A 19604-nucleotide genomic window follows, 5' to 3' on the forward strand; every position below is an offset into this window, starting at 1 on the left:
GGCGCGGGGCCGGTCGCGTCGGCTGCGTCGGCTCAGTTGAGCAGCGACGCGAGGTGCGAGCGCGAGCGTGCTCCGACCTTGCGGTAGATGTGGGTGAGCCGCAGCTCGACGGTGCGCAGTGAGATGTAGAGCTCGGCCGCGATCTCACGGTTGCGGAAGCCCTTGCGCACCATCTCGGCCACCTCGCGCTCCTCGGGCGTGAGCAGGGCCAGCACCGCGCTCGCGGGCACGGCCGGCGCGGGCTCGGCCTGCGCCACGTAGCGGCGCGCCCAGAGCGTGGCCCCGGCGTTCTCGAACGCGGCGGTCGCAGCGGAGGCCGCGTGCTCGGCCGCCTGCGCGTGACCGAGCTTGGCGAGGCGGTCGGCCTGCGCGAGCAGCGTGCGGCCGTGGTCGAAGCTGTGGTCGTGGCCGTCGTACGACGACACCGCCTCGCGGAACAGCGTCGGCGCCAGGTCGTCGGGCGCCACCATCGCGCGTGCCCGCCCGACGGCGAGCGAGAGCCAGCGGGTGGGCCGTTGCTGCTGCTGCTCGAGCATGCGCCGCAGCACCGACTCGGCTTCGCGCATGCGGCCGGTGAGAACGCAGGCCTCCACCAGGTCGGCGGCGTGCCGCAGCAGCGACGGGTTGCTGATGTGCGCGGCCGTCGCATCGGCGAGCAGCAGCACGCGCACCGCCTCCTCGGGGTCGCCTTCGAGCAGCGAGGCCTGACCCTGGTAGGTGAAGATGCGAGCGAGCACCGCCTGGTTGCGTTCCTCCGACGCGAGCGCCAAGCACTCGGCCGAGTGCGCGCGGGCCTCGTCGAGGCGCTCCTTCGAGTAGGAGTACCAGGCGAGCAGCAGCGATCGCACCGAGCGGTGGCTCGTGACCGGCAGCGACACCGACAGCCAGTCCTCCACCGCAAGCCGTGCCCGGTGGAAGTCGCCGGCCCGCAACTCGTTGGTGCACGCCATCGAGCGCGCCCATTCCTCGGCCAGGGGCTCGAGGTCGGGCTTGCTGAACAGCACCGCGTAGACCCGCCGCGCCTGGGCGTAGCGTTCGCGGTAGGTGAGCATCGTGGCGAACGAGATGAGCGACGAGGGGGAGCGGGCCTGCAGCGACTCGGAGCTGATGCGGGTGGCGGGCGGCTCGTCGACGGGTCTGCTGTCGACGGCGTCGAGCATCGAGAGCGCCTCGTGCGAGGCGGCGACCGCCTCGGCCGACGCGCGGTCGGTGAACTTGCCCGCGAGGCCCCAGCTGCGGCGGCCCTCGTCGACCTCCCACCGCCCGGCGTGGAACGAGGTCACCGACGACAGCAGGCGCACCGCGCCCGACGGGTCGTCGTCGCCGTAGAGGCTCACGGCGGCGTCGACGTCGCCGCTCGGCACGATCTGCGACTTCTCGAACTCGATCACGATGCGCTCGCTCGCGAGGGCCATGTTGAGCGCCGCCGAGGTCTTGTCGAAGCGCACGTGCAGCAGGTAGCGCTCCGCCAGCTCGAGCTCGGCCTGACTGCGCAGCGCCGAGGCGAACCGGAACACGAGCACGTGATGGGCTTCGAGATCGACGGCGATGAGCAGGGCCCGCTCGGCGAGCTCGACCGCGGCGGCGATGTCGCCCTCCTCGGCGAAACCGGTCGCGGCGACGAGGAGGTCGTCGGTCAGGGCGGCATCCGGGCCCGCGAAACTGGCGTGCCAGGCGCGCAGCCGGTCGTCGACCCCGGTGTTCGACTCGGCGAGCTCGCTGTGCCGCAGTCGCCGGTCGCGGGGCTTCATGCCCCAGTACAACGATGAGCGCAGCAGGGGCTCGACGAGCCGCACGTACTGGCCGTGGGCGATGGCGAGTCCGGAGTAGAGCACGTCTTCGAGCGCGTCGATGTCGTCGGTGCTCTGGCGGGTGAGGGCACTGATCTGGCTCACGGGAGCGAGCGCGATGGTCTCGAGCATGGCCAGTTGGGCATCGGCGATGCCGGCCAGGCGCTGGGCAGCTGCGGCCTTGATGGCCTCGGTGGGCCGGCTCGGCAGCACGAGCGGTTCGCGGCCCGCGACCTGCTCGTGGCTGAGCGAGTTGGCGGCCTCCATCATCACGAGGGGGTTGCCGTCGGCCTGACCGGCGACGATCTGGAGGGTTCCGACATCCGTTCCCGGTCCGAGCTCGGCCAGCGCGAGCTCGACGGCCTCGTTGACGGTGAGCCGGTGCACCTCGCGCTGCTGGAACCCGGCGAGCGGGCTGTCGTCGCCGATGCGCTCGGCCGTGGCCACGAAGCGGAGGCCGGTGCCGGCGAGGCGGCCGGCCATGAACCCGATGAGGGTCTGGGTCTCGGGGTCCATCTTGTCGAGGTCGTCGACCAGCACGAGCAGGGGCGGAAGGCTCAGCCCGCGCAGCAGGGAGAGCAGGTCGCGGGCGGCCGCGAACATGAACTGGGGGTCGGTGGAGCGCAGGGTGAACCGGCCGCCGAACTCCACGGCGCGCGAGTCGCCGATCGAGGCGAAGATGCGCGAGAAGCCCGACAGCGGCCAGGCGGCCTCGGCGGGGTTGGCGTGCAGCAGCACGGCCTGCACCTGCGCCTCGGCGAGGGCGGCCGCCAGCAGGTGCGACTTGCCGATGCCGGGCTCGCCCACGAACACGACCGCGCTCTCGGCAGGGGCGGTGGCGATCTGCGCGATGAAGTCGAGCTCGCCGCGGTGTGCGATGAACTCCATCAGGTTCCCCGTTCCAGGTCAGTCGACCGGAGCCGCACAGCCGCGCCGGCCGGCGCTTCGGGGGCGCGCGGAATTCGTCTCAGCGACTCGGGTCGCGTGGTCTATAGCACTCGTCATGACGACACTGTCTACTCGGCCGTATCGGGCATGACACGGTGATGATGGGTAACCGATTTCTACCCTATTCGACGGGTGTAAACAAGTTCTTCCCGCGTTGCTCAGAGCGTGCCTCCCCCCTCCGGGTGACGTGCCGTCAGCGCGTCGAGAGGAAGTCCCCGACGAAGTCTGCGGTGTCGTGCCAACCCTCCACAGCATACGTGGGCACGCCGAGGGCTTTCACAGGATAGTCATTGCCGCCCTCGTCGAGGCGGTCGCCGACGAAGAGCATCTCGTCGAGCGGGATGCCGGTCAGCTCGGCCAGCCGGCTCATGCCGTAGGCCTTGTCGATGCCCGCACGGGTGATGTCGACCGAGGTCGATCCGCCCGATCGCGGCTCGAGGTCGGGCAGCTCGGCCGCGACCGCGGCGCGCAGCGACTCCTTCTTCGCGCCGGTCGGATCCCAGGCGGTCTTGGCATCGATCGGCGCACCCTGGCCGAGGGCCGAGAAGGTGATCTGCGACCCGCGGTCTTCGAGAATGGGGCCCCAGGTCTCGGTCTCCCAGAGGCCGAGGCGCTTGGCGCAGCTCTCGAGCGACGCCATCGCGCGCTGCTTCTGGTCGTCGGTGAGGTTCTCGGCGTAGACCTGCTGCCAGTCGCCGTCGGCGTAGCGGTAGTACTGCGTGCCGCAGGTGGGCATGAGGTGCAGCCGCGAGAGACGGTCGCCCGCGCCCGCCGGCAGGTTCGCCACCAGCTGCGACTGGAACTGGCCGAACTGGCCGCCCGAGATGACGCAGACCTCCACCACGTCGAGCAGTTTCACGAGCAGATCGGCCATGCGGGGGTCGACCGGCGCCTTCGAAGGCGCGAGCGTGTCGTCGAGGTCGAAAGCGACCAGGCGGACGTTCGTCGTCACAGCGGAGTTCTCCTCTAGTCGGAATGGCGGTGAGCGGAGCGCGCGTCGTCGCGCTCCGACCTCCGATTGTCGCAGACGTTCGTGACGCCCGCCGTCAGGTCAGTCGAAGCCGATGACGCGGTCGCCCCACGCGGCACGGATGGCGGCATCCGGGTCGTCGGCCATGCGCTCGCCGTGGTCGACGATGAGGGTGCTGCGGGTGACGGCGTAGTAGACGGGCCAGTCGGGCGCGCCGTCGACGCCGCGCGGGTCGCCGTCGGTGGCGAAGGCGAGCCAGCGGCGCTGCAGGGCGGCGGAGACCCGCCGGGCTTCGGCGAGGCCGCCGAGGTCGAAGCTCGGGTCTTTGCGGGCCAGGTTGAGGGTGCCGAAGACGTAGGCGATCTCGGCGCCGTGGGTGGCGCCGATGCCGAGCACCGTGAGCATCGGTGGCGAGTGATCGAACCGGTACATGCGCGTGGGCGCCACCCGGCTGTGCGCCGTCGCCAGCCAGATCGAGGGCATGCGGAACCCGGCGTCGCGCGACACCTCGGCCGGCGTGCGGTGGTGCGGGAACCCCGGGTAGGCGCTCTCGATCTGCGCCTCGGCGCCGGCGAGGTCGGGACGTTCGGCGGCGATCTCGGCGAACATCGCGTGCACCGATTGCGCCGTGATGGGCATGAGCGGCGACTTCATGAGGCGGAACAGCGAGGCCTCGTCGTGATTCGTGCCGATGATGAGGGGCACGGGCAGCTGGGTTCCGGCCTCGAACGCGTCGATCGGATGCACCGGCACCAGGTCGCCGTCGACCACCGGCGCGATGGCGAGCGTGCCGGGCGACTCGGCCGCGACCGCATTCACCAGGTCGAAGGCGGCCTGACTGAGCTCGGCGGCGGGCCGGCGGCGCAGCTCAGCGGCATCGGCGGGCTGCACGCCGGCGAGCTGCAGGAACCGGTTGGCGACCGTGGCGGCCCGGTGCGCGGAGTAGACCGAGGTGGCCGGCGAGCTCTCGGCGATCGCGCGATGGAACAGACCGGATGCCGCGGGAGAGGTGAGCAGCGTCGTCACGCAGCCCGCACCCGCCGACTCGCCGAACAGGGTCACGTTGCCCGCGTCGCCGCCGAACCCGGCGATGTTGCGCTGCACCCAGCTCAGGGCCGCCAGGATGTCGCGCAGGCCGACGTTGGTGTCGAAGGGCTCGTCGGCGGTGGCGAACGACGAGAAGTCGAGAAAGCCGAGGGCGCCGAGCCGGTAGTTGAGGCTCACGAACACCACGTCGCCGTGCTGCACGAGGGCCGAGCCGTCGAACAGCGGCTGGGCGCTGGAGCCGGCGACGTAGGCGCCGCCGTGGATCCACACCATGACCGGCCTCGGGGCGCGGGAGTCGCGGCCGACGATCACGTTGAGGGTGAGGCAGTCCTCGGACTGCGTGATGCCCTCGGGCAGCGTGATCGCCTTGTTCTCGTGCTGCGGGGCGGCGTGGCCGAAGGCGGTCGTCTCGAGCACACCCGTCCACGGCACGGGCGGCTCCGGGCTGCGGAACCGCCGTTCGCCGACCGGAGGAGCGGCGTAGGGGACGCTGCGCCAGTGGCGCAGGCCGTCGAGCTCGAAGCCCCGCACGGCACCGGATGCGGTCTCGACGACCAGCGGATCGACGGCGTCGTCGGCGGGCGCTGCGAGCATGAGGCCACTGTAGCGAGTTGAATGAACGGGTGGACCACCAATCGATCGACCTGCTGCGTGAGGACCTCACGGCGGCCCGCTACCGCGTCGACGTGCTCGACTCGCTCTGGGGTGAGGCCGCGGCATCCGCTCTGTTCCGCGGTCGGCGCCTGCCCGCCGAACGTGCTGTAGCGCGACTGCGGGCCGAGGGCGCGCCGGTCACGCCGGTGTCGACGCTCGCCCGGCTGTTCGTGCTCGGCGAGGCGGTCGCCGTCGCGGAGCTGGATGCCGCGCTGCCGCGTCTCGGAACCTCGGGGGCGCGCTCGCTGGGGCTCGTGGGCGACGCATCCGGTGGCGCATCCGGTGGCCTCGTGCGGGCCCTGCTCGATCTGCGGCCGTACAGCTTCGTCGACTCGTTCGGCGCGGGCAGCTGGTGGATCGTCTCCGACCTGGGCGAGGCCGTGCTCGGGCGGGCGCTCGACGAAGATCACGTGCTCGGCATCGGCGGCGCGTCGATGACCCTCAGTGGCCTGATGATCCCGACCCCGGCCGACTCCGTGCTCGACCTCGGCACCGGATGCGGCATCCAGGCCATGCACGCCGCCCGGCACGCGCGGCGCGTGGTCGCGACCGACATCTCGCACCGGGCGCTCGCGATGGCCGAGCTCAACGCGCGGCTGAACGGCATCCGGTCGATCGAGTTCCGGCACGGCAGCCTGTTCGAGCCGGTCGAGGGGGAGCGGTTCGACCGCATCGTGTCGAATCCGCCGTTCGTCATCACCCCGCGGGTCGACGGGGTGCCGCACTACGAATACCGCGACGGCGGGTTCGTGGGCGACGCCCTGGTGGAGCAGGTCGTGCGCCAGGCGGGCGAGCACCTGACGCCGGGAGGCATCGCGCAGCTGCTCGGCAATTGGGAGTACCGTGGCGCCGTCGGGCGCGACCGGACCGAGAGCCGGGACGGGCTCGAGCGGGTGCGCTCATGGGTCGACGGCACGGGCGGCGCAGGCGGCACGGGCGGCGCAGGGGGCACCGACGGCCCGACGGTCGACGCCTGGGTGATCGAGCGGGAGCGGCAGGATGCGCCGACCTACGCCGAGACCTGGATCCGCGACGGCGGCACCCGGCCGGGCACCCCGGAGTTCGACGCGCTCTACGGAGCCTGGCTCGACGACTTCGAAGCGCGCGGGGTGCAGGAGGTGGGGTTCGGCTACGTGCTGCTGCGGCGGCCGGCGGGCCCGGGGCATCCGGAGCCCACTCTCGCCCGCTACGAGCGCGTCGACTCGGCGCTCGGCGCGAACCCCGTCGGCCTCGGCGACCACCTCGCCGACTGCCTGGCCGGTCATGACTGGCAGGTGCACCGCGACGACGCGGCGCTTGCGCGCGAGACCGTCGTCTACGCCTCCGACGTGACCGAGGAGCGGCACTACTGGCCGGGGCACGACGACCCCGTCGTGATGACGCTGCGCCAGGGCGGCGGCTTCGCGCGGTCGGTGCCGCTCGACACCGGGTTGGCCGCGCTCGTCGGCGCGTGCGACGGCGACCTCGGCCTCGGCGCGATCGTCGACGCGATCGCCCAGCTGCTCGACGTCGACGCCGCCGCGCTGCGCGCCGACCTGCTGCCGAGCGTGCGCGGCCTGCTCGACGACGGCTTCCTGCGCCCCGCCTAGTAGCCGCGACCGGTCAGAGTCGCGGTTCGGGAGGAGCGCACGCGCTTCGAGCGCTCTGCGGGCCCGACCTGACGGGAGTCCTCCCGAAACTACGGCACATTCGCGAGCCGACCGGAATTCTCCACAGATCTGCGCTGGCGGCGATTCCGGGTGCGGTCGCAGGGCATCCTCGCGTCATGCATCTGCTTCCCGACTATGTCGCCCAGGTCGGTGGCGTCGCCAGCACCACCGCCCTGCACGCCGCCGGCTTCGCCCCGGCCGAGATCGCGTCCGCGATCCGGTCCCTCACCCTCGCGCGAGTGGCTCGCGGTTGGGTGGGGTTGCCCACCGCCCCGGCTTCGCTCGTCGACGCCGTGCGCATCGGCGGCCGGCTCAGCTGTGTCTCCGTGCTGCAGAGGCACGGCGTCTGGACGGAGCAGGATGCCCGCCCCCACGTGCGGATCGGCCGTCACGCCGGGCATTCGCCGGCCGCCGGGCCCCGGCGAGCGAACGCGCGATTCGTGGCCGGTCCGCAGCGGGTGCTGCACCGTGCACTCACCGCCCAGCCGCTGGGAGCGACGGCGATCGACCCCATCGGCATCGCACTGGCGCACGCCGTGATGTGTCAGCCGCGGATGGATGCTGTGGCCTCGCTGGATTCGGCAGCGAACCGGGGCCTGTTCTCGATGTTCGAACTCGCCGAACTGCTCGACCCGCTGCCGGTGAAGTACGCCCAACTCTTCGACCTGATCGATCCGGGCTGTCAATCCGGTCTGGAGACGAAGGCCCGCCTGGGGCTCAGGGCCGCGCGCATTCCGCACCGCACCCAAGTCGCCGTCAGCGGGGTGGGACGGGTCGACATCCTCATCGGCGATCGACTGGTGCTGGAGCTCGACGGGCGGCGGTGGCATTCCGAGACGTCGCAGCTGGGGGAGGACTACCGCCGCGATCTCGCCCTCCTGAGGCGCGGCTACGTCGTCGTTCGCCTCAACTACTGGCAGGTGACCTTCCAGTGGGCCGAGGTGATCGCCGCCATCCGGCAGATGGTGGCCCTCGACGAGCATCGGTGGCAGCCGCGTCATCGCCGGGCCGGACTCTGTGATTGAGACGTCGACGATTTGGGGAGGAGCAGGAGCAAAGCGGGGGCTACCGTGCCCCGCACGGGCACAGCTCCTCCCGAAACTTCCTCGCCGGGAGGCGCCGCCCTAGAGTGCTGACATGGCGAAGCTGCGCACCATCGAGACCGACGTGTGCATCGTGGGCGGCGGGCCCGCGGGAATCATGCTCGGCTACCTGCTCGGCCGCATCGGGGTCGACGTGGTGGTGCTCGAGAAGCACGCCGACTTCTTCCGCGACTTCCGGGGCGACACGATCCATCCGTCGACGCTCGGGCTTCTGGGCCAGCTGGGCCTGCGCGACGAGTTCCTCGCCATCGCCCACAGCGAGGTGCGCACCCTCGATTTCGTGGTGAACGGCACCCGCATCCACGCCGTCGACTTCGGCGAGCTGCCGCCGCCCGACGACTTCCTCACCTTCATGCCGCAGTGGGACTTCCTCAGCTTTCTCGCCGGCAGGGCGAAGCGGTTCCCGTCGTTCCGTCTGCTGATGAACACGGCGGCCACCGGCGTGCGCCGGGCCGGGGCCGCCGTCACCGGCGTGACCGCGACCGACGCCGACGGCGAACTCGAGGTGGTCGCACGCCTGACCGTCGCCGCCGACGGCCGCTCGTCGACCGTGAGGGCGGCCACCGGCCTCGAGCCGAGGGAGTTCGGCGTCGGCATCGACGTGCTCTGGTTCGAGTTGCCCAAGCCGCCGGTCGAGCCGCCGCCGACGCTCGCCTACATCGACCGCGGGTCGCTCGTGCTCACCATCGACCGCCGAGACCACTTCCAGGCGGGGTCGGTCATTCCGAAGGGCCGGTTCGCCGACGTGCGGGCGAACGGGCTCGCCGCCTTCCGTGACTCCCTCGTGCACGCGGCGAAGCCGCTCGCGCCGGTGGTCGACACGCTCACCGACTGGCAGCAGGTGAAGCTGCTCAACGTGCAGGTCGCCCGGCTCGACACCTGGCACCGGCCTGGCCTGCTCTGCATCGGCGACGCCGCCCACGCCATGTCGCCCGCGTTCGGCGTGGGCGTGAACTACGCGATCCAGGATGCCGTCGCGACCGCCAACCGCCTGGCCGAGCCGCTGCTTACCGGCGGCGCGGGGGAGCGCGATCTGGCCGCGATCGAGCGCCGCAGGCTGCCGCCCGTGCGGGCGATGCAGGCCCTCCAGCTGCGGCTGCACGCCGCGATCGCCAAGCCGAACGCCGAGCCCCTGCTGGCGAGCCCCCCGACGGCGGGGCAGCGGGCGGCGCTCAACCTCATGGTGCCGGTCATCCGCCGGGTCGCCCCAACGCTGATCGGCCGCGGGTTCCGGCCCGAGACCATCAGCGAGGTCGTCGTCGGAGCGCCGTGACCGCCGAGCGCAGGCATCCCAGAGCACGATGACCACCCAGCGCACGTAAGCCCGGGCACAGTGATTCTTCAGACGGCGACGGGAGAATAGCAGCAAGCGACGGCGCATCCGGCGCCCGCTCAGATCGGAGCGTTCACCATGGGCTTCCTCGACCGCCTCCTCGGCCGCGAAGAACCGCAGCAGCCACAGGGCTACTACCCGCCCCAGAACCAGACTCCTCCCGCCGCGCCGAGCGCGGCTCCGGCCCGGTCCGACGACGAGATCGCCGTCGAGCGCTACCGCTACCTGCTGCGCACCGCGCCCCCCGAGACCATCGAGCAGGTGCACGAAGAGGCCTTCACGAAGCTCACCCCCGAGCAGCGGCGCCTGCTGTTCGACCAGCTGAGCCAGAACGCTCCCGCCGGCGAGCAGCCGCGCGGCGACGACGCACACTCGCTGGCGCAGTCGGCCACCCGCTCAGAACTCCGCCAGCCCGGAACCCTCGAGCGCTCGTTCAACGGCGCCGGCCGCGCCGGTGGCGGCGGCATGGGCTTCGGCAGCATGGTCGCGAGCTCGCTGCTCGGCACCGTGGCCGGCTATGTCATCGGCTCGGCGCTCGTGAGCGCGTTCCTCCCCGACCCCGTCGCGAACGACGCGAGCGGCGACAACGGCGACTCCGGCGGCGACAACGGCGGCGACGGCGGCGGCGACGGCGGCACGGATGCCGGCGGCGATGCATCCGGCGGCGTGTCGGCCGATGGCGGCTGGGGTGACAGCTCCGGCGGCGACTGGTCGGGCGGCAGCGGCGACTTCGGGGGCGGCGACTTCGGCGGTGGCGGCGACTTCGGTGGCGGATTCGATTTCTGACCGGGTGCCTCGCAGCCCCCGTGCGAGTCGGTAGAGTCTGTCGGTATGACTGACCTGCGCATCGTCGAGCACGAGCAAGACGACATCGTCACCTACTACGTCGCGACCGACCTCAACCCCGACGAGTTCCCCGGAGCGCCGTCGCTCGGCCCGTTCGACACCCGCGAAGAGGCCGAGGCGGCCATCGCCGAGTGGGATCAGGAACTGATCGACGACGCGACCCCCGACGACGACTCGGCGGGGGCTCCGGCCCTCTAGGTGCCCTGCAGCGCGAACACCACCGAGATCGCGCCGACGCTGAGGGCCACGAGGCCGACGATGACGATCCAGGCCAGCGTTCGCGCATGCCCGAGGCGACCGATGAAGCCCGAAGGGCGGTCGTCGTACTCGTCGTCGTCGTTGCTCATGTGTCGACGATAGCGGGTACCGTAGACGCAGCCCACCCCCGTCGACAGCGAAGAAGGCGATGAACGTTTACGAGAGCCGTCCGTGGCTGCGCAGTTTCTCTCCCGACCTCTCGCCGACCATCGACCCCGTCGCCTACGACTCCATCGGCGAGCTCGTCGAGACCACCTCGAAGCGCTACGCCGAGCGGCCGGCGTACTCCAACCTGGGCACCGTGCTGTCGTTCCGCGAGGTGAACCGGTTGAGCGACCGGTTCGCTGCGTTCCTCGTCGGTGAGCTGGGGCTCGGAAAGGGCGACCGCATCGTGCTGCAGATGCCGAACCTGCTGCAATACCCGGTCGCCGTCTACGGCGCACTCAAAGCCGGCCTCGTCGTGGTGAACGCCAACCCGCTCTACACCGCTCACGAGATGAAGAAGGTGTTCGTCGACTCGGGCGCCGTGGCCATCGTGGTGCTGCAGAACTTCGCCGACAAGCTCGACGCCGTGCTCGCCGAGACGTCGTTGAAGCACGTCATCCTCACCGATGTCGGCGACCTGCTGCCACCCGTGAAGCGGGTGCTCACGAACTTCGTGGTCAAGCACGTGCAGAAGCTCGTGCCGAAGCACACGCTCACGGCGACCATCTCGTTCCGCGGCGCGCTCGCGGCCGGCGCGCGGCACGCATCCGTAGCTCTTCCGCCCGTCGAGCGCGACGACATCGCCCTGCTCCAGTACACCGGCGGCACCACGGGCGGCACGAAGGCCGCCGTGGTGACCCACGACAACCTGCTGTCGAACCAGGCGCAGATGCTCGCGCCGATGCGCCTGCGACTCGACGAGGGCGCCGAGACCGTGATCGCGGCGCTGCCGATGTACCACATCTTCTGCCTCACGGTGAACTGCCTCGCGTTCTTCAACTACGGCGCCCACAACGTGCTCATCACGAACCCGCGCGACACCGCGGGGCTCACCAAGACCATCGCCGCGACCAAGCCGAGCGTGCTCATCCTCGTCAGCACCCTCGCCGCCTCGCTGCTCGACCGCGCCGACTTCCGCGCGCTCGACTTCGGGCCGGTCAAGCTCACCGTCGCGGGCGGCATGGCGTTGCGCGGCTCGACCGCGAGCGCCTGGCACGACGCCACGGGCAAAGACATCCTCGAGGGCTACGGACTCACCGAGGCATCGCCGGTGGTGGCGGTCAACCCCACCTGGGCCGAGCCCCGCGTCGGCACGATCGGGCTGCCGCTGCCCTCGACCGACATCGAGATGCGCGACGACGACGGCAACCCGGTGCCGTTCGGCGAGTCGGGCGAGATGTGCGTGCGCGGTCCGCAGGTGATGCAGGGCTACTGGAACCAGCCCGACGAGACCGCCGCCGTGCTGAAAGACGGCTGGCTGCTGACCGGCGACATCGCTTCGATGGCCGACGACGGCTACATCACGATCGTCGACCGCAAGAAGGACATGATCGTCGTGTCGGGCTTCAACGTCTACCCGAGCGAGGTCGAAGAGGTGGCGATGGCCCACCCGAAGGTGAAGGATGCCGGCGTGATCGGCGTTCCCGACGACCGGTCGGGCGAGGGTGTCGTGCTGTTCGTCGTGAAGGCCGACGACTCGCTCACCGAAGACGAGCTGAAGACCTACCTCAAGGGCGAGCTCGCCGGCTACAAGCGGCCGAAGCGCATCGTCTTCCGCGACGAGCTGCCGAAGTCGAACGTCGGCAAGGTGCTGCGCCGCGAGCTCCGAGACCTGCTGTAGCTTGCCCCCGCGGCCTCAGGTCGCCGGGGTCGGCGGGCGGCGGAGCACGATCGTGACGGCGATCACGGCCGCGATCACGAGGGTGATCAGCAGCACCACGACGGCGAGCGGCACCGCTCCGGTCAGCAGCGGCACGAGCAACACGGCCACCGCCGCGCCGAGGGAGAGCGCGGGAGGAATGACCGTCGGGCCGAGCAGCGGCCGGTAGAGCACCCACATCGCCACCAGGAACACCGCCACCGGAATCGCGATCGCGTAGGCCACGGCCACGGGTGGCGCCTCGATGTGGTGGCCGAGCGCCTCGACGCTCACCTCGAGTCCGGCGCCGAGCGCGGCGAGCGCCGCGAAGATCACGTAGTGGCCGTAGCCCCAGAAGTACGACCGCCGGCGGTTGCGCTCGAGCCCCTCGTGCGCGGGTTCGAGAAAGTAGACCCACCACAGCCCGAACAGCAGCGCGAGACCGGATGCCGCGATCAGCACGAACTCGCCCGACGACGACCCGGCGCTCACGATGCTCTGCACGCCCTCGCTCGAGGCGAGCACCGACTCGCCCAGCAGGATGATCGTGAACAGGCTGTAGCGCTCGGCCACGTGATGCGGATGCCAATTGGTGCGACGGTGCCGTTCCGCCCACGGCGGCACCGCCATCTCGGCCACCGCGAGCAGCGCGAACACGGCGACCTGCCCGCCGAACGGAAGGCCCTGGGTGGTGAACAGCCGCACGATCCACAGCGCCTGCACCACCGCGATGCCGAGGGCGTAGCGCAGCGCCGTGGTGCGGCCGTCGGGATCCTGCGCCGCCGCGCGCAGCCACTGTGCCACGAGGGCGAGCCGCATGATGAAGTAGCCGAGCGTCACGAGCCCGTAGTCGCCCTCGCCGAACGCGCTGGGCACGCCCGCGGCCAGCACGAGCACGCCGCCCATCTGCAGCATGGTGAGCAGCCGGTAGGGCACGTCGTCGGTGTCGTAGGCCGACGCGAACCAGGTGAAGTTGAGCCAGGCCCACCAGATGGCGAAGAACACCATCAGGTAGTTGGGCAGAGCCGTCGCCACGTGGCCTTCGGCGATCGCGTGCGCCAGCTGCGTGACGATCGACGACACCGCCACCACGAAGGTGAGGTCGAAGAGCAGCTCGAGCGGGCTGGAGACCCGGCCGGGCTCTTCGATGCTGCGGGCACGCATCCGCACCACCGGAACGAGGCCGCTCAGAGCATGCGGAACGGACTTCTTCGCCATGGGGGCAAGCCTAGGGTCAGCCGAACAGCAGCACGAACTGCAGCACCACGGCGGCGGCGCCGAGCGCGAGCAGGATCCAGCCGGTGGTGCGCAGCGCCCGGCCCTCGTGCCGGGGATCGTCGATGCGCCCCACGGCCGGATCGCGCGGGCTGACGTAGACGGTCACGTCGTCGCCCGGTTCGAGCACCTGGCTGTCGTCGTCGATGGAGGGGGCCTCGTAGAGCAGCCCGTCCTCGCCGAGCCAGCGGTAGGCGAGATCGCCGTTCGCGTTGACGACCACGACGCCGAGGGTCTCGCTCCAGCCGCGGAAGTACGCGCCGCGCAGCAGGCCGATCACGAGCATGACCGCGCCCGCGCCCAGACCGATCCAGCTGAAGAGCTCCGAGATCAACGACACCGCGCCGATCGGATCATCCATGGTTCACACCCTATTGGGCAAAAGCGCGGCGGATAGAGTGGCACGGTGAACGGCGTCCAACTCCTTCTCGTGATCGTCGGGGCGATCGCGGTGACCGGCATCGCCCAGCGGCGGGGCCTGCAGCCCGCGCTCGTGATCACGCTCGTGGGGTTCGCCGCCTCGTTCATCCCGGGGTTCACGAGGCTCGAACTCGACTCCGACATCATCCTCGGTCTGGTGCTGCCGCCGCTGCTCTATTCGGCCGCCCTCAACTTCTCGTTCGTCTCGTTCGTGCGCAATCTGCGGCCCATCCTCGGTCTCGGCGTGGGGCTCGTCATCGTGACGGCGCTGGTGGTGGGGCTGTTCGCGGCCTGGATCGTGCCGACGCTCACCATCAGCACCGCTGTGGTGCTCGGCGCCATCGTCGCGCCTCCGGATGCCGTGGCGGCGGTGGCCATCGGGCGCAAGCTCGGGCTGCCGAAACGGGTCATGTCGATCCTCACCGGTGAGAGCCTCGTCAACGACGCCGCGGCGCTGACGCTGTTCTCGATCACGGTCGCCGCGGTCGTGGGCACGCACACCCTGGTCGAGAACCCGGTGCTGCTGTTCCTCTACAGCTCGGTGGTCGGGATCGTGACCGGGCTCGTGCTGGCGACGGTGGCCACGATGATCCGGCGCCTGCTGAACGACTCGGGCCTCGAGACCGTGCTCGGACTCATCGTGCCCTTCGCCGCCTACCTGCTCGCGGAACAGCTCGGGGCATCCGGGGTTCTCGCCGTGGTCGCCGCGGGGTTCGCGATCGGTGGCAGCTCGAGCCGTGCGCGCTATTCCACGAGGCTGCAGGAGCGGCAGGTGTGGAGCTCGCTCGACGTGCTGCTCGAGGCGTTCGTGTTCGCCTACATGGGGCTGCAGCTGCGGTTCGTGATCCAAGACCTGCAGGAAGCCGGGCAGTCGGTGTGGTTCGTGTTCGGGGCGGGCGCGCTCATTCTCCTGGTGGTGCTGCTGATCAGGCCGGTGTGGGTGTTCTTGTCGTTCGGACGGCACACCCTGACCGACCGGCTCCTGCGCCGCACGTACGACCGCGACGAGCGCCTGCGCGAACGCCTGCGGGTGAAGAACGAGGCGCGGGTGGCGCGTGGCCGGCGGCCGCGCCAGTTCCCGGTGTTCCTCAACTGGCGCGAGAGCGTCGTGGTGTCGTGGACGGGCATGCGCGGTGTCGTCACCCTGGCGGCCGCCGCCGGTGTGCCGCTCGTGCTGTCGAACGGCGATCCGTTCCCCGGCCGCGCCGAGATCCAGGCCATCGCGTTCATCGTTGCCGTCGGCACGCTGCTCGTCCAGGGGCTCACACTGCCGTCGCTGATCAAGGCCCTCAAGCTCAGCGACCCGACGCAGGACGAGTTCGACAAGCAGCAGCGGGAGCACGCCCACGCCGTGGCTCGGGCCGCCGCCTCGAAGGTGTTCGACGAGTTCGTGAAGGAGCCGCCGAAGGGCGTCTCGCCCGCGCTCATCGCCCAGGTCTCGCGCGTGGTCGAGCAGCGCACCGAGCACACCGAGCGCGACGCCGAGCCCGACGGGTCGAGCACCGAGGGCCGCGCGTTCGGCGCGCTCTACCGCCGGGTGCTGCAGGCGCAGCGCGATGCGGTGGTCGACGAACGCAACCACAACAAGCTCGACGACGACGCGGCCCGGGAGTTCCTCGAGCAGCTCGACTACCAGGAGGCCGCCATCGTGTCGCGCCTCGGCAACCGGCTCTGACGCCAGGAGAGGCACCTCGATGATCGTCACTTTCGACGGAACGACCCCCACGATCGACGAATCCGCGTGGCTCGCGCCGACCGCCGTGGTGGTGGGGGCGGTGACGCTGGCGGCGCGATCGAGCGTGTTCTACGGCGCGGTGGTGCGGGGCGACACCGACGCGATCACGCTCGGCGAGGGGTCGAACCTGCAGGACAACGTGGTGGTGCACTGCGACGCCGGCAAGCCCACGAGCATCGGGGCGGGCGTGAGCGTGGGTCACGGCGCGGTGCTGCACGGCTGCACGATCGAGGACTCGTGCCTGATCGGCATGCACGCGACCGTGCTGAACGGCGCGGTCATCGGCACGGGGTCACTCGTGGCGGCGGGCGCCGTGGTGCTCGAGGGCACCGTCGTGCCCCCGGGATCACTCGTGGCCGGCGTGCCCGCCAAGGTGCGCCGCGACCTCACCCCCGAAGAACGCCAGGCCATCGAGCGCAACGCCGCCACCTACCTCCGCCTCAGCGCCGCCCACGCCGCCGCTCACCGCCCCGCCCCCTGACCCGCCCCGCCCCACTCCACCTCGCCGAGAAGTCACTTATCGTTCCATCCCCGCGGCGGTCGGTGGAGGAACTCGGGGTGAGGGAGAGGGGGTAGTGCGCGTGGGTGTGAGGGCGGGGTGCGCGTCGCTACACGAGCCCCGGATGCCCCGCTTCCCGTAGCCGCCCGCGCCACCCGGCCTCGCGCGCCGTGCTGCCCGGCCTCCCGAACCGTCCCACCTCGCCGAGAAGTCACGTTCCGTTCCATTCCCGCCCTCTTTCCTCCGAATTTTGACTTCTCGGGAGTGGGTGGAGGATCTCGGGGGAAGGGGGTGGGGGGTAGGAGTGTGCGTGGGTGTGGGGGCGGGTGCTCGTCGCTACACGAGCCCCGGATGCCCCGAGTCCCCCAGTCTTTCGCGCCGCCCGGCCTCCCGAACCGCTTGGCCCCCACCCGCCCTCCCGAACCGCTTGGCCCCCGCCCGCCCTCCCGAACCGTTCCACTTCGCCGAGAAGTCACTTTCCGTTCCATTCCCGCCCGTTTTGCACCGAGTTTTGACTTCTCGCGGGGGTGGGAACGGCTCCGCATCCGCCGAACGCCAGCCACCCAGGGCACTGTGCGGCCCACCCGCGGCACTGTGCGGCCCGCGGCCGCAGTGCGGCACTGCACGCAACGGGCCGTACTCGACGACCCAGGGTGAGCGTGCGGCCGCGCCAGCGACCGCGCGCTCACATGTCGCGTCGCGCCGGGCAGGGACCGGCGCGACCCGGCGCAGCCGCGCGAAGCACGGCCGCGCCGGCAACTAGTACAGCCCCCGGATGCGCCGCGTCAGCTCGGCCGCGAAGTGCTTCACGTCGTGGGCCAGGGCGGGCCACGCGGACTGCTCGATCGCGGCGGTCGGGAAGGTGACCGCGATGGCGGCGGCGGGCCAGCCGGCGTGGTCGCGCACGGCGACGCCGACCGACGCGATGCCCTCGGTGACGTCGCCGTCTTCGGTGGCGAAGCCCTGCTCGCGCACGCCCGCCAGCACTCGCTTGAGCGCACCGTAGGTCTCGATGCCGGGGTGCTGAGGGGTGTCGAGGCGGTGTGCGAAGGCGGCGCGATCCGGGAAGAGCGCCCGCACCTGGGCGGCCGGCAGGGCCGCCAGCAACGCGCGACCGCTCGCGGTGAGGTGGCTCGGAAGTCGCACGCCGACATCCGTCACCAGCGCCGGCCGCCGGGGCGCGCGCTCCTCCACGATGTAGAGCACGTCGCGCCCGTGCAGCACGGCGAGGTGCGCGCTCTCGCCGATCTTGTCGACCAGGGTCGCGAGAATCGGGCTGCCCAGCCGGGCGAGCGGCGCCTGCCGGGAGTAACCCGAGCTCAGCTCGAACGCCGCGATGCCGACGCCGTAGCGCCGCAGCTCGGGAAAGTGCAGCACGAAGCCGTGCTGCTCGAGCACTCCGAGCAGCTTGTAGACGCTCGACCGGGGCAGCTCGAGCGCCGTGGCGATCGTCGAGGCCGCCACCGGGCCGCGCTGAGCCGCCATGAAGCTCAGGATGCGCAGGGTGCTGCGCGCCGCGGGAACCTCGTCGACCATGTGCGCCTCTCCTTCGCCCTCGCTCGATTGTCTCGTATCCGAGACACGAGCATAGCCAGGCACCACCGCCCGCGGCCGCAAAGCACTTGCATGGGTTCATGTCGCTCTCCACGCTCTCCACCACGCTCCGCACCGCCGCCGCGGCATCCGTCGCTCCTGCCGTGGTGGGCACCGGCCCGGTGTCGGTGGCCGACGTCGTCGCGGTCGCCCGGCACGGCGCGCCGATCGAGATCGATCCGGACGCCCTCGACGCCGTCGCCGGCAGCCGGGCGGTCATCGACGCCCTCGCGTCGGACGAGAAGCCCCACTACGGCATCTCGACCGGGTTCGGCGCGCTCGCCACCACGTTCATCGCCGACGAGAAGCGCGCCCAGCTGCAGCAGAGCCTGGTGCGCTCGCACGCGGCGGGGTCGGGCGCCGAGGTCGAGCGCGAGACCGTGCGCGCCCTGATGCTGCTGCGCCTGTCGACCCTCGTGACCGGGCGCACCGGCATCCGGCCGCAGACCGCCGAGCTCTATGCCGGCCTGCTGAACGCCGGCATCACCCCGGTGGTGCGCGAGTACGGCTCGCTCGGCTGCTCGGGCGACCTCGCGCCGCTCGCGCACTGCGCACTCGCGCTGATGGGCGAAGGAACCGTGCGCGACGCCTCGGGGCGCGAGCGGCCGGCCGCCGACGCGCTGGCCGATGCCGGTCTCACCCCGGTCGTGCTCGCCGAGAAAGAAGGTCTCGCGCTCATCAACGGCACCGACGGCATGCTCGGCATGCTGTGCCTGGCCATCGACGACCTCGAACGCCTGCTGAGCACCGCCGACGTGTCGGCGGCCAGGTCGGTCGAGGCCCTGATGGGAACGGATGCCGCCTTCGCCGCCGACCTGGCCGCGCTGCGCCCGCACCCGGGCCAAGCCGCCAGCGCGTCGAACCTGCGCCGTCTCCTCGCCGGTTCGCCCATCGTCGCGAGCCACAAGGGCCCCGAGCATACCGTGGTGCAAGATGCCTACTCGCTGCGCTGCGCACCCCAGGTGCACGGCGCGGCCCGCGACACGCTCGCGCATGCGCGCCTGGTGGCCGAGCGCGAGCTCGCGGCCGCCATCGACAATCCGGTGGTGCTGCCCGACGGCCGGGTGGAGTCGAACGGCAACTTCCACGGCGCCCCCGTCGCCTACGCGCTCGACTTCCTGGCCATCGTGATGGCGGATGTCGCGAGTATGGCCGAACGCCGCACCGACCGGTTGCTCGACCCGAAGCGCAGCCACGGCCTGCCGGCCTTCCTCGCGCACGACGCGGGGGTCGACAGCGGCCTGATGATCGCGCAGTACACCTCGGCCGGCATCGTGTCCGAGCTGAAGCGGCTCGCGGCCCCGGCCTCGGTCGACTCCATCCCCTCGTCGGCGATGCAGGAGGACCACGTGTCGATGGGCTGGCACGCGGCCCGCAAGCTGCGCGGCACGATCGACGGGCTCACCCGGGTGCTCGCGATCGAGATCATGACCGCCGCCCGCGGCCTCGACCTGCGGGCGCCGCTCGAGCCCGGGCCCGCCACGGGAGCCGTGGTCGAGCGGCTCCGGGGCGCGGTCGAGGGGCCCGGGCCCGACCGATTCCTGTCGCCCGAGATCGAGGCGAGCGTGCACCTCGTGAGCGGCGGGGAGCTGCTGCGCGCGGCATCCGGTCGCATCGGAGAACTCGCATGAACCACCCCGC

General features: G+C 71.3%; 16 protein-coding genes. 9 read left to right on the forward strand and 7 right to left on the reverse strand.

Annotated features, from left to right (window positions below):
• Positions 1 to 32 precede the first annotated feature (32 nt).
• The 3 genes from N1032_RS28250 to N1032_RS04140 form a co-directional block, all read right to left on the reverse strand.
• The gene (locus N1032_RS28250; protein WP_310795916.1) at positions 33 to 2678 is read right to left on the reverse strand and encodes a LuxR C-terminal-related transcriptional regulator; all 2646 of its coding nucleotides are present in this window, start codon (positions 2676 to 2678) and stop codon (positions 33 to 35) included.
• Positions 2679 to 2931: 253 nt separating this feature from the next.
• Complete coding sequence (locus N1032_RS04135) at positions 2932 to 3690, reverse strand: HAD-IIB family hydrolase (protein WP_259537602.1); 759 nt, start codon at positions 3688 to 3690, stop codon at positions 2932 to 2934.
• A 99-nt stretch (positions 3691 to 3789) separates the two neighbouring features.
• Positions 3790 to 5349 (reverse strand): carboxylesterase/lipase family protein, encoded by a 1560-nt coding sequence (locus N1032_RS04140; protein WP_259537603.1) that lies wholly within the window; start codon positions 5347 to 5349, stop codon positions 3790 to 3792.
• Between the two features lie 29 nt (positions 5350 to 5378).
• On the opposite strand from N1032_RS04140, the gene N1032_RS04145 reads away from it, so the two are divergent.
• The 5 genes from N1032_RS04145 (at position 5379) to N1032_RS04165 (ending at position 10538) form a co-directional block, all read left to right on the forward strand.
• Entirely contained in the window at positions 5379 to 6998 is a 1620-nt protein-coding gene (locus tag N1032_RS04145) for a DUF7059 domain-containing protein (protein ID WP_259537604.1), read from the forward strand.
• Between the two features lie 176 nt (positions 6999 to 7174).
• On the forward strand, positions 7175 to 8083 hold the full coding sequence (locus tag N1032_RS04150) for an endonuclease domain-containing protein (protein ID WP_259537606.1): 909 nt from the start codon (positions 7175 to 7177) through the stop codon (positions 8081 to 8083).
• Between the two features lie 112 nt (positions 8084 to 8195).
• Positions 8196 to 9434: an FAD-dependent oxidoreductase gene (locus N1032_RS04155; RefSeq protein ID WP_259537615.1), complete on the forward strand. Its 1239-nt coding sequence runs from the start codon at positions 8196 to 8198 to the stop codon at positions 9432 to 9434.
• A gap of 138 nt (positions 9435 to 9572) precedes the next feature.
• Positions 9573 to 10280, forward strand: a complete 708-nt coding sequence (locus tag N1032_RS04160) for a hypothetical protein (protein ID WP_259537617.1) — start codon at positions 9573 to 9575, stop codon at positions 10278 to 10280.
• A 45-nt stretch (positions 10281 to 10325) separates the two neighbouring features.
• Entirely contained in the window at positions 10326 to 10538 is a 213-nt protein-coding gene (locus tag N1032_RS04165) for a hypothetical protein (RefSeq protein ID WP_259537620.1), read from the forward strand.
• Here the strand turns inward: N1032_RS04165 and N1032_RS04170 are convergent.
• A complete protein-coding gene (locus tag N1032_RS04170; RefSeq protein ID WP_259537622.1) occupies positions 10535 to 10687 on the reverse strand; it encodes a hypothetical protein in 153 nt (50 codons plus the stop codon). The genes N1032_RS04165 and N1032_RS04170 overlap by 4 nt on opposite strands.
• Before the next feature lie 59 nt (positions 10688 to 10746).
• Between N1032_RS04170 and N1032_RS04175 the strand changes: the two genes are divergently transcribed.
• The gene (locus N1032_RS04175) at positions 10747 to 12423 is read left to right on the forward strand and encodes an AMP-binding protein (RefSeq protein ID WP_259537624.1); all 1677 of its coding nucleotides are present in this window, start codon (positions 10747 to 10749) and stop codon (positions 12421 to 12423) included.
• Positions 12424 to 12438: 15 nt separating this feature from the next.
• Here N1032_RS04175 and N1032_RS04180 read toward each other — a convergent pair whose 3' ends face one another.
• Both N1032_RS04180 and N1032_RS04185 read right to left on the reverse strand, forming a co-directional pair.
• On the reverse strand, positions 12439 to 13659 hold the full coding sequence (locus N1032_RS04180; RefSeq protein ID WP_259537626.1) for a low temperature requirement protein A: 1221 nt from the start codon (positions 13657 to 13659) through the stop codon (positions 12439 to 12441).
• Positions 13660 to 13675: 16 nt separating this feature from the next.
• Positions 13676 to 14077 carry a DUF3592 domain-containing protein gene (locus N1032_RS04185; protein ID WP_259537628.1) on the reverse strand — a complete coding sequence of 134 codons (402 nt, stop codon included), beginning with the start codon at positions 14075 to 14077 and terminating at the stop codon, positions 13676 to 13678.
• A gap of 45 nt (positions 14078 to 14122) precedes the next feature.
• On the opposite strand from N1032_RS04185, the gene N1032_RS04190 reads away from it, so the two are divergent.
• Both N1032_RS04190 and N1032_RS04195 read left to right on the forward strand, forming a co-directional pair.
• A complete protein-coding gene (locus N1032_RS04190) occupies positions 14123 to 15811 on the forward strand; it encodes a Na+/H+ antiporter (RefSeq protein ID WP_259537630.1) in 1689 nt (562 codons plus the stop codon).
• 19 nt (positions 15812 to 15830) lie between these two features.
• The gene (locus N1032_RS04195; protein ID WP_259537632.1) at positions 15831 to 16352 is read left to right on the forward strand and encodes a gamma carbonic anhydrase family protein; all 522 of its coding nucleotides are present in this window, start codon (positions 15831 to 15833) and stop codon (positions 16350 to 16352) included.
• Positions 16353 to 17129: 777 nt separating this feature from the next.
• Here N1032_RS04195 and N1032_RS04200 read toward each other — a convergent pair.
• Entirely contained in the window at positions 17130 to 17906 is a 777-nt protein-coding gene (locus N1032_RS04200; protein ID WP_259537634.1) for an IclR family transcriptional regulator, read from the reverse strand.
• Positions 17907 to 18004: 98 nt separating this feature from the next.
• On the opposite strand from N1032_RS04200, the gene hutH reads away from it, so the two are divergent.
• Positions 18005 to 19594 (forward strand): histidine ammonia-lyase, encoded by a 1590-nt coding sequence (gene hutH / locus N1032_RS04205; RefSeq protein ID WP_259537636.1) that lies wholly within the window; start codon positions 18005 to 18007, stop codon positions 19592 to 19594.
• Positions 19595 to 19604: the final 10 nt, after the last annotated feature.

The organism is Herbiconiux daphne, from assembly GCF_024979295.1.
GTDB lineage: Bacteria > Actinomycetota > Actinomycetes > Actinomycetales > Microbacteriaceae > Herbiconiux > Herbiconiux daphnes.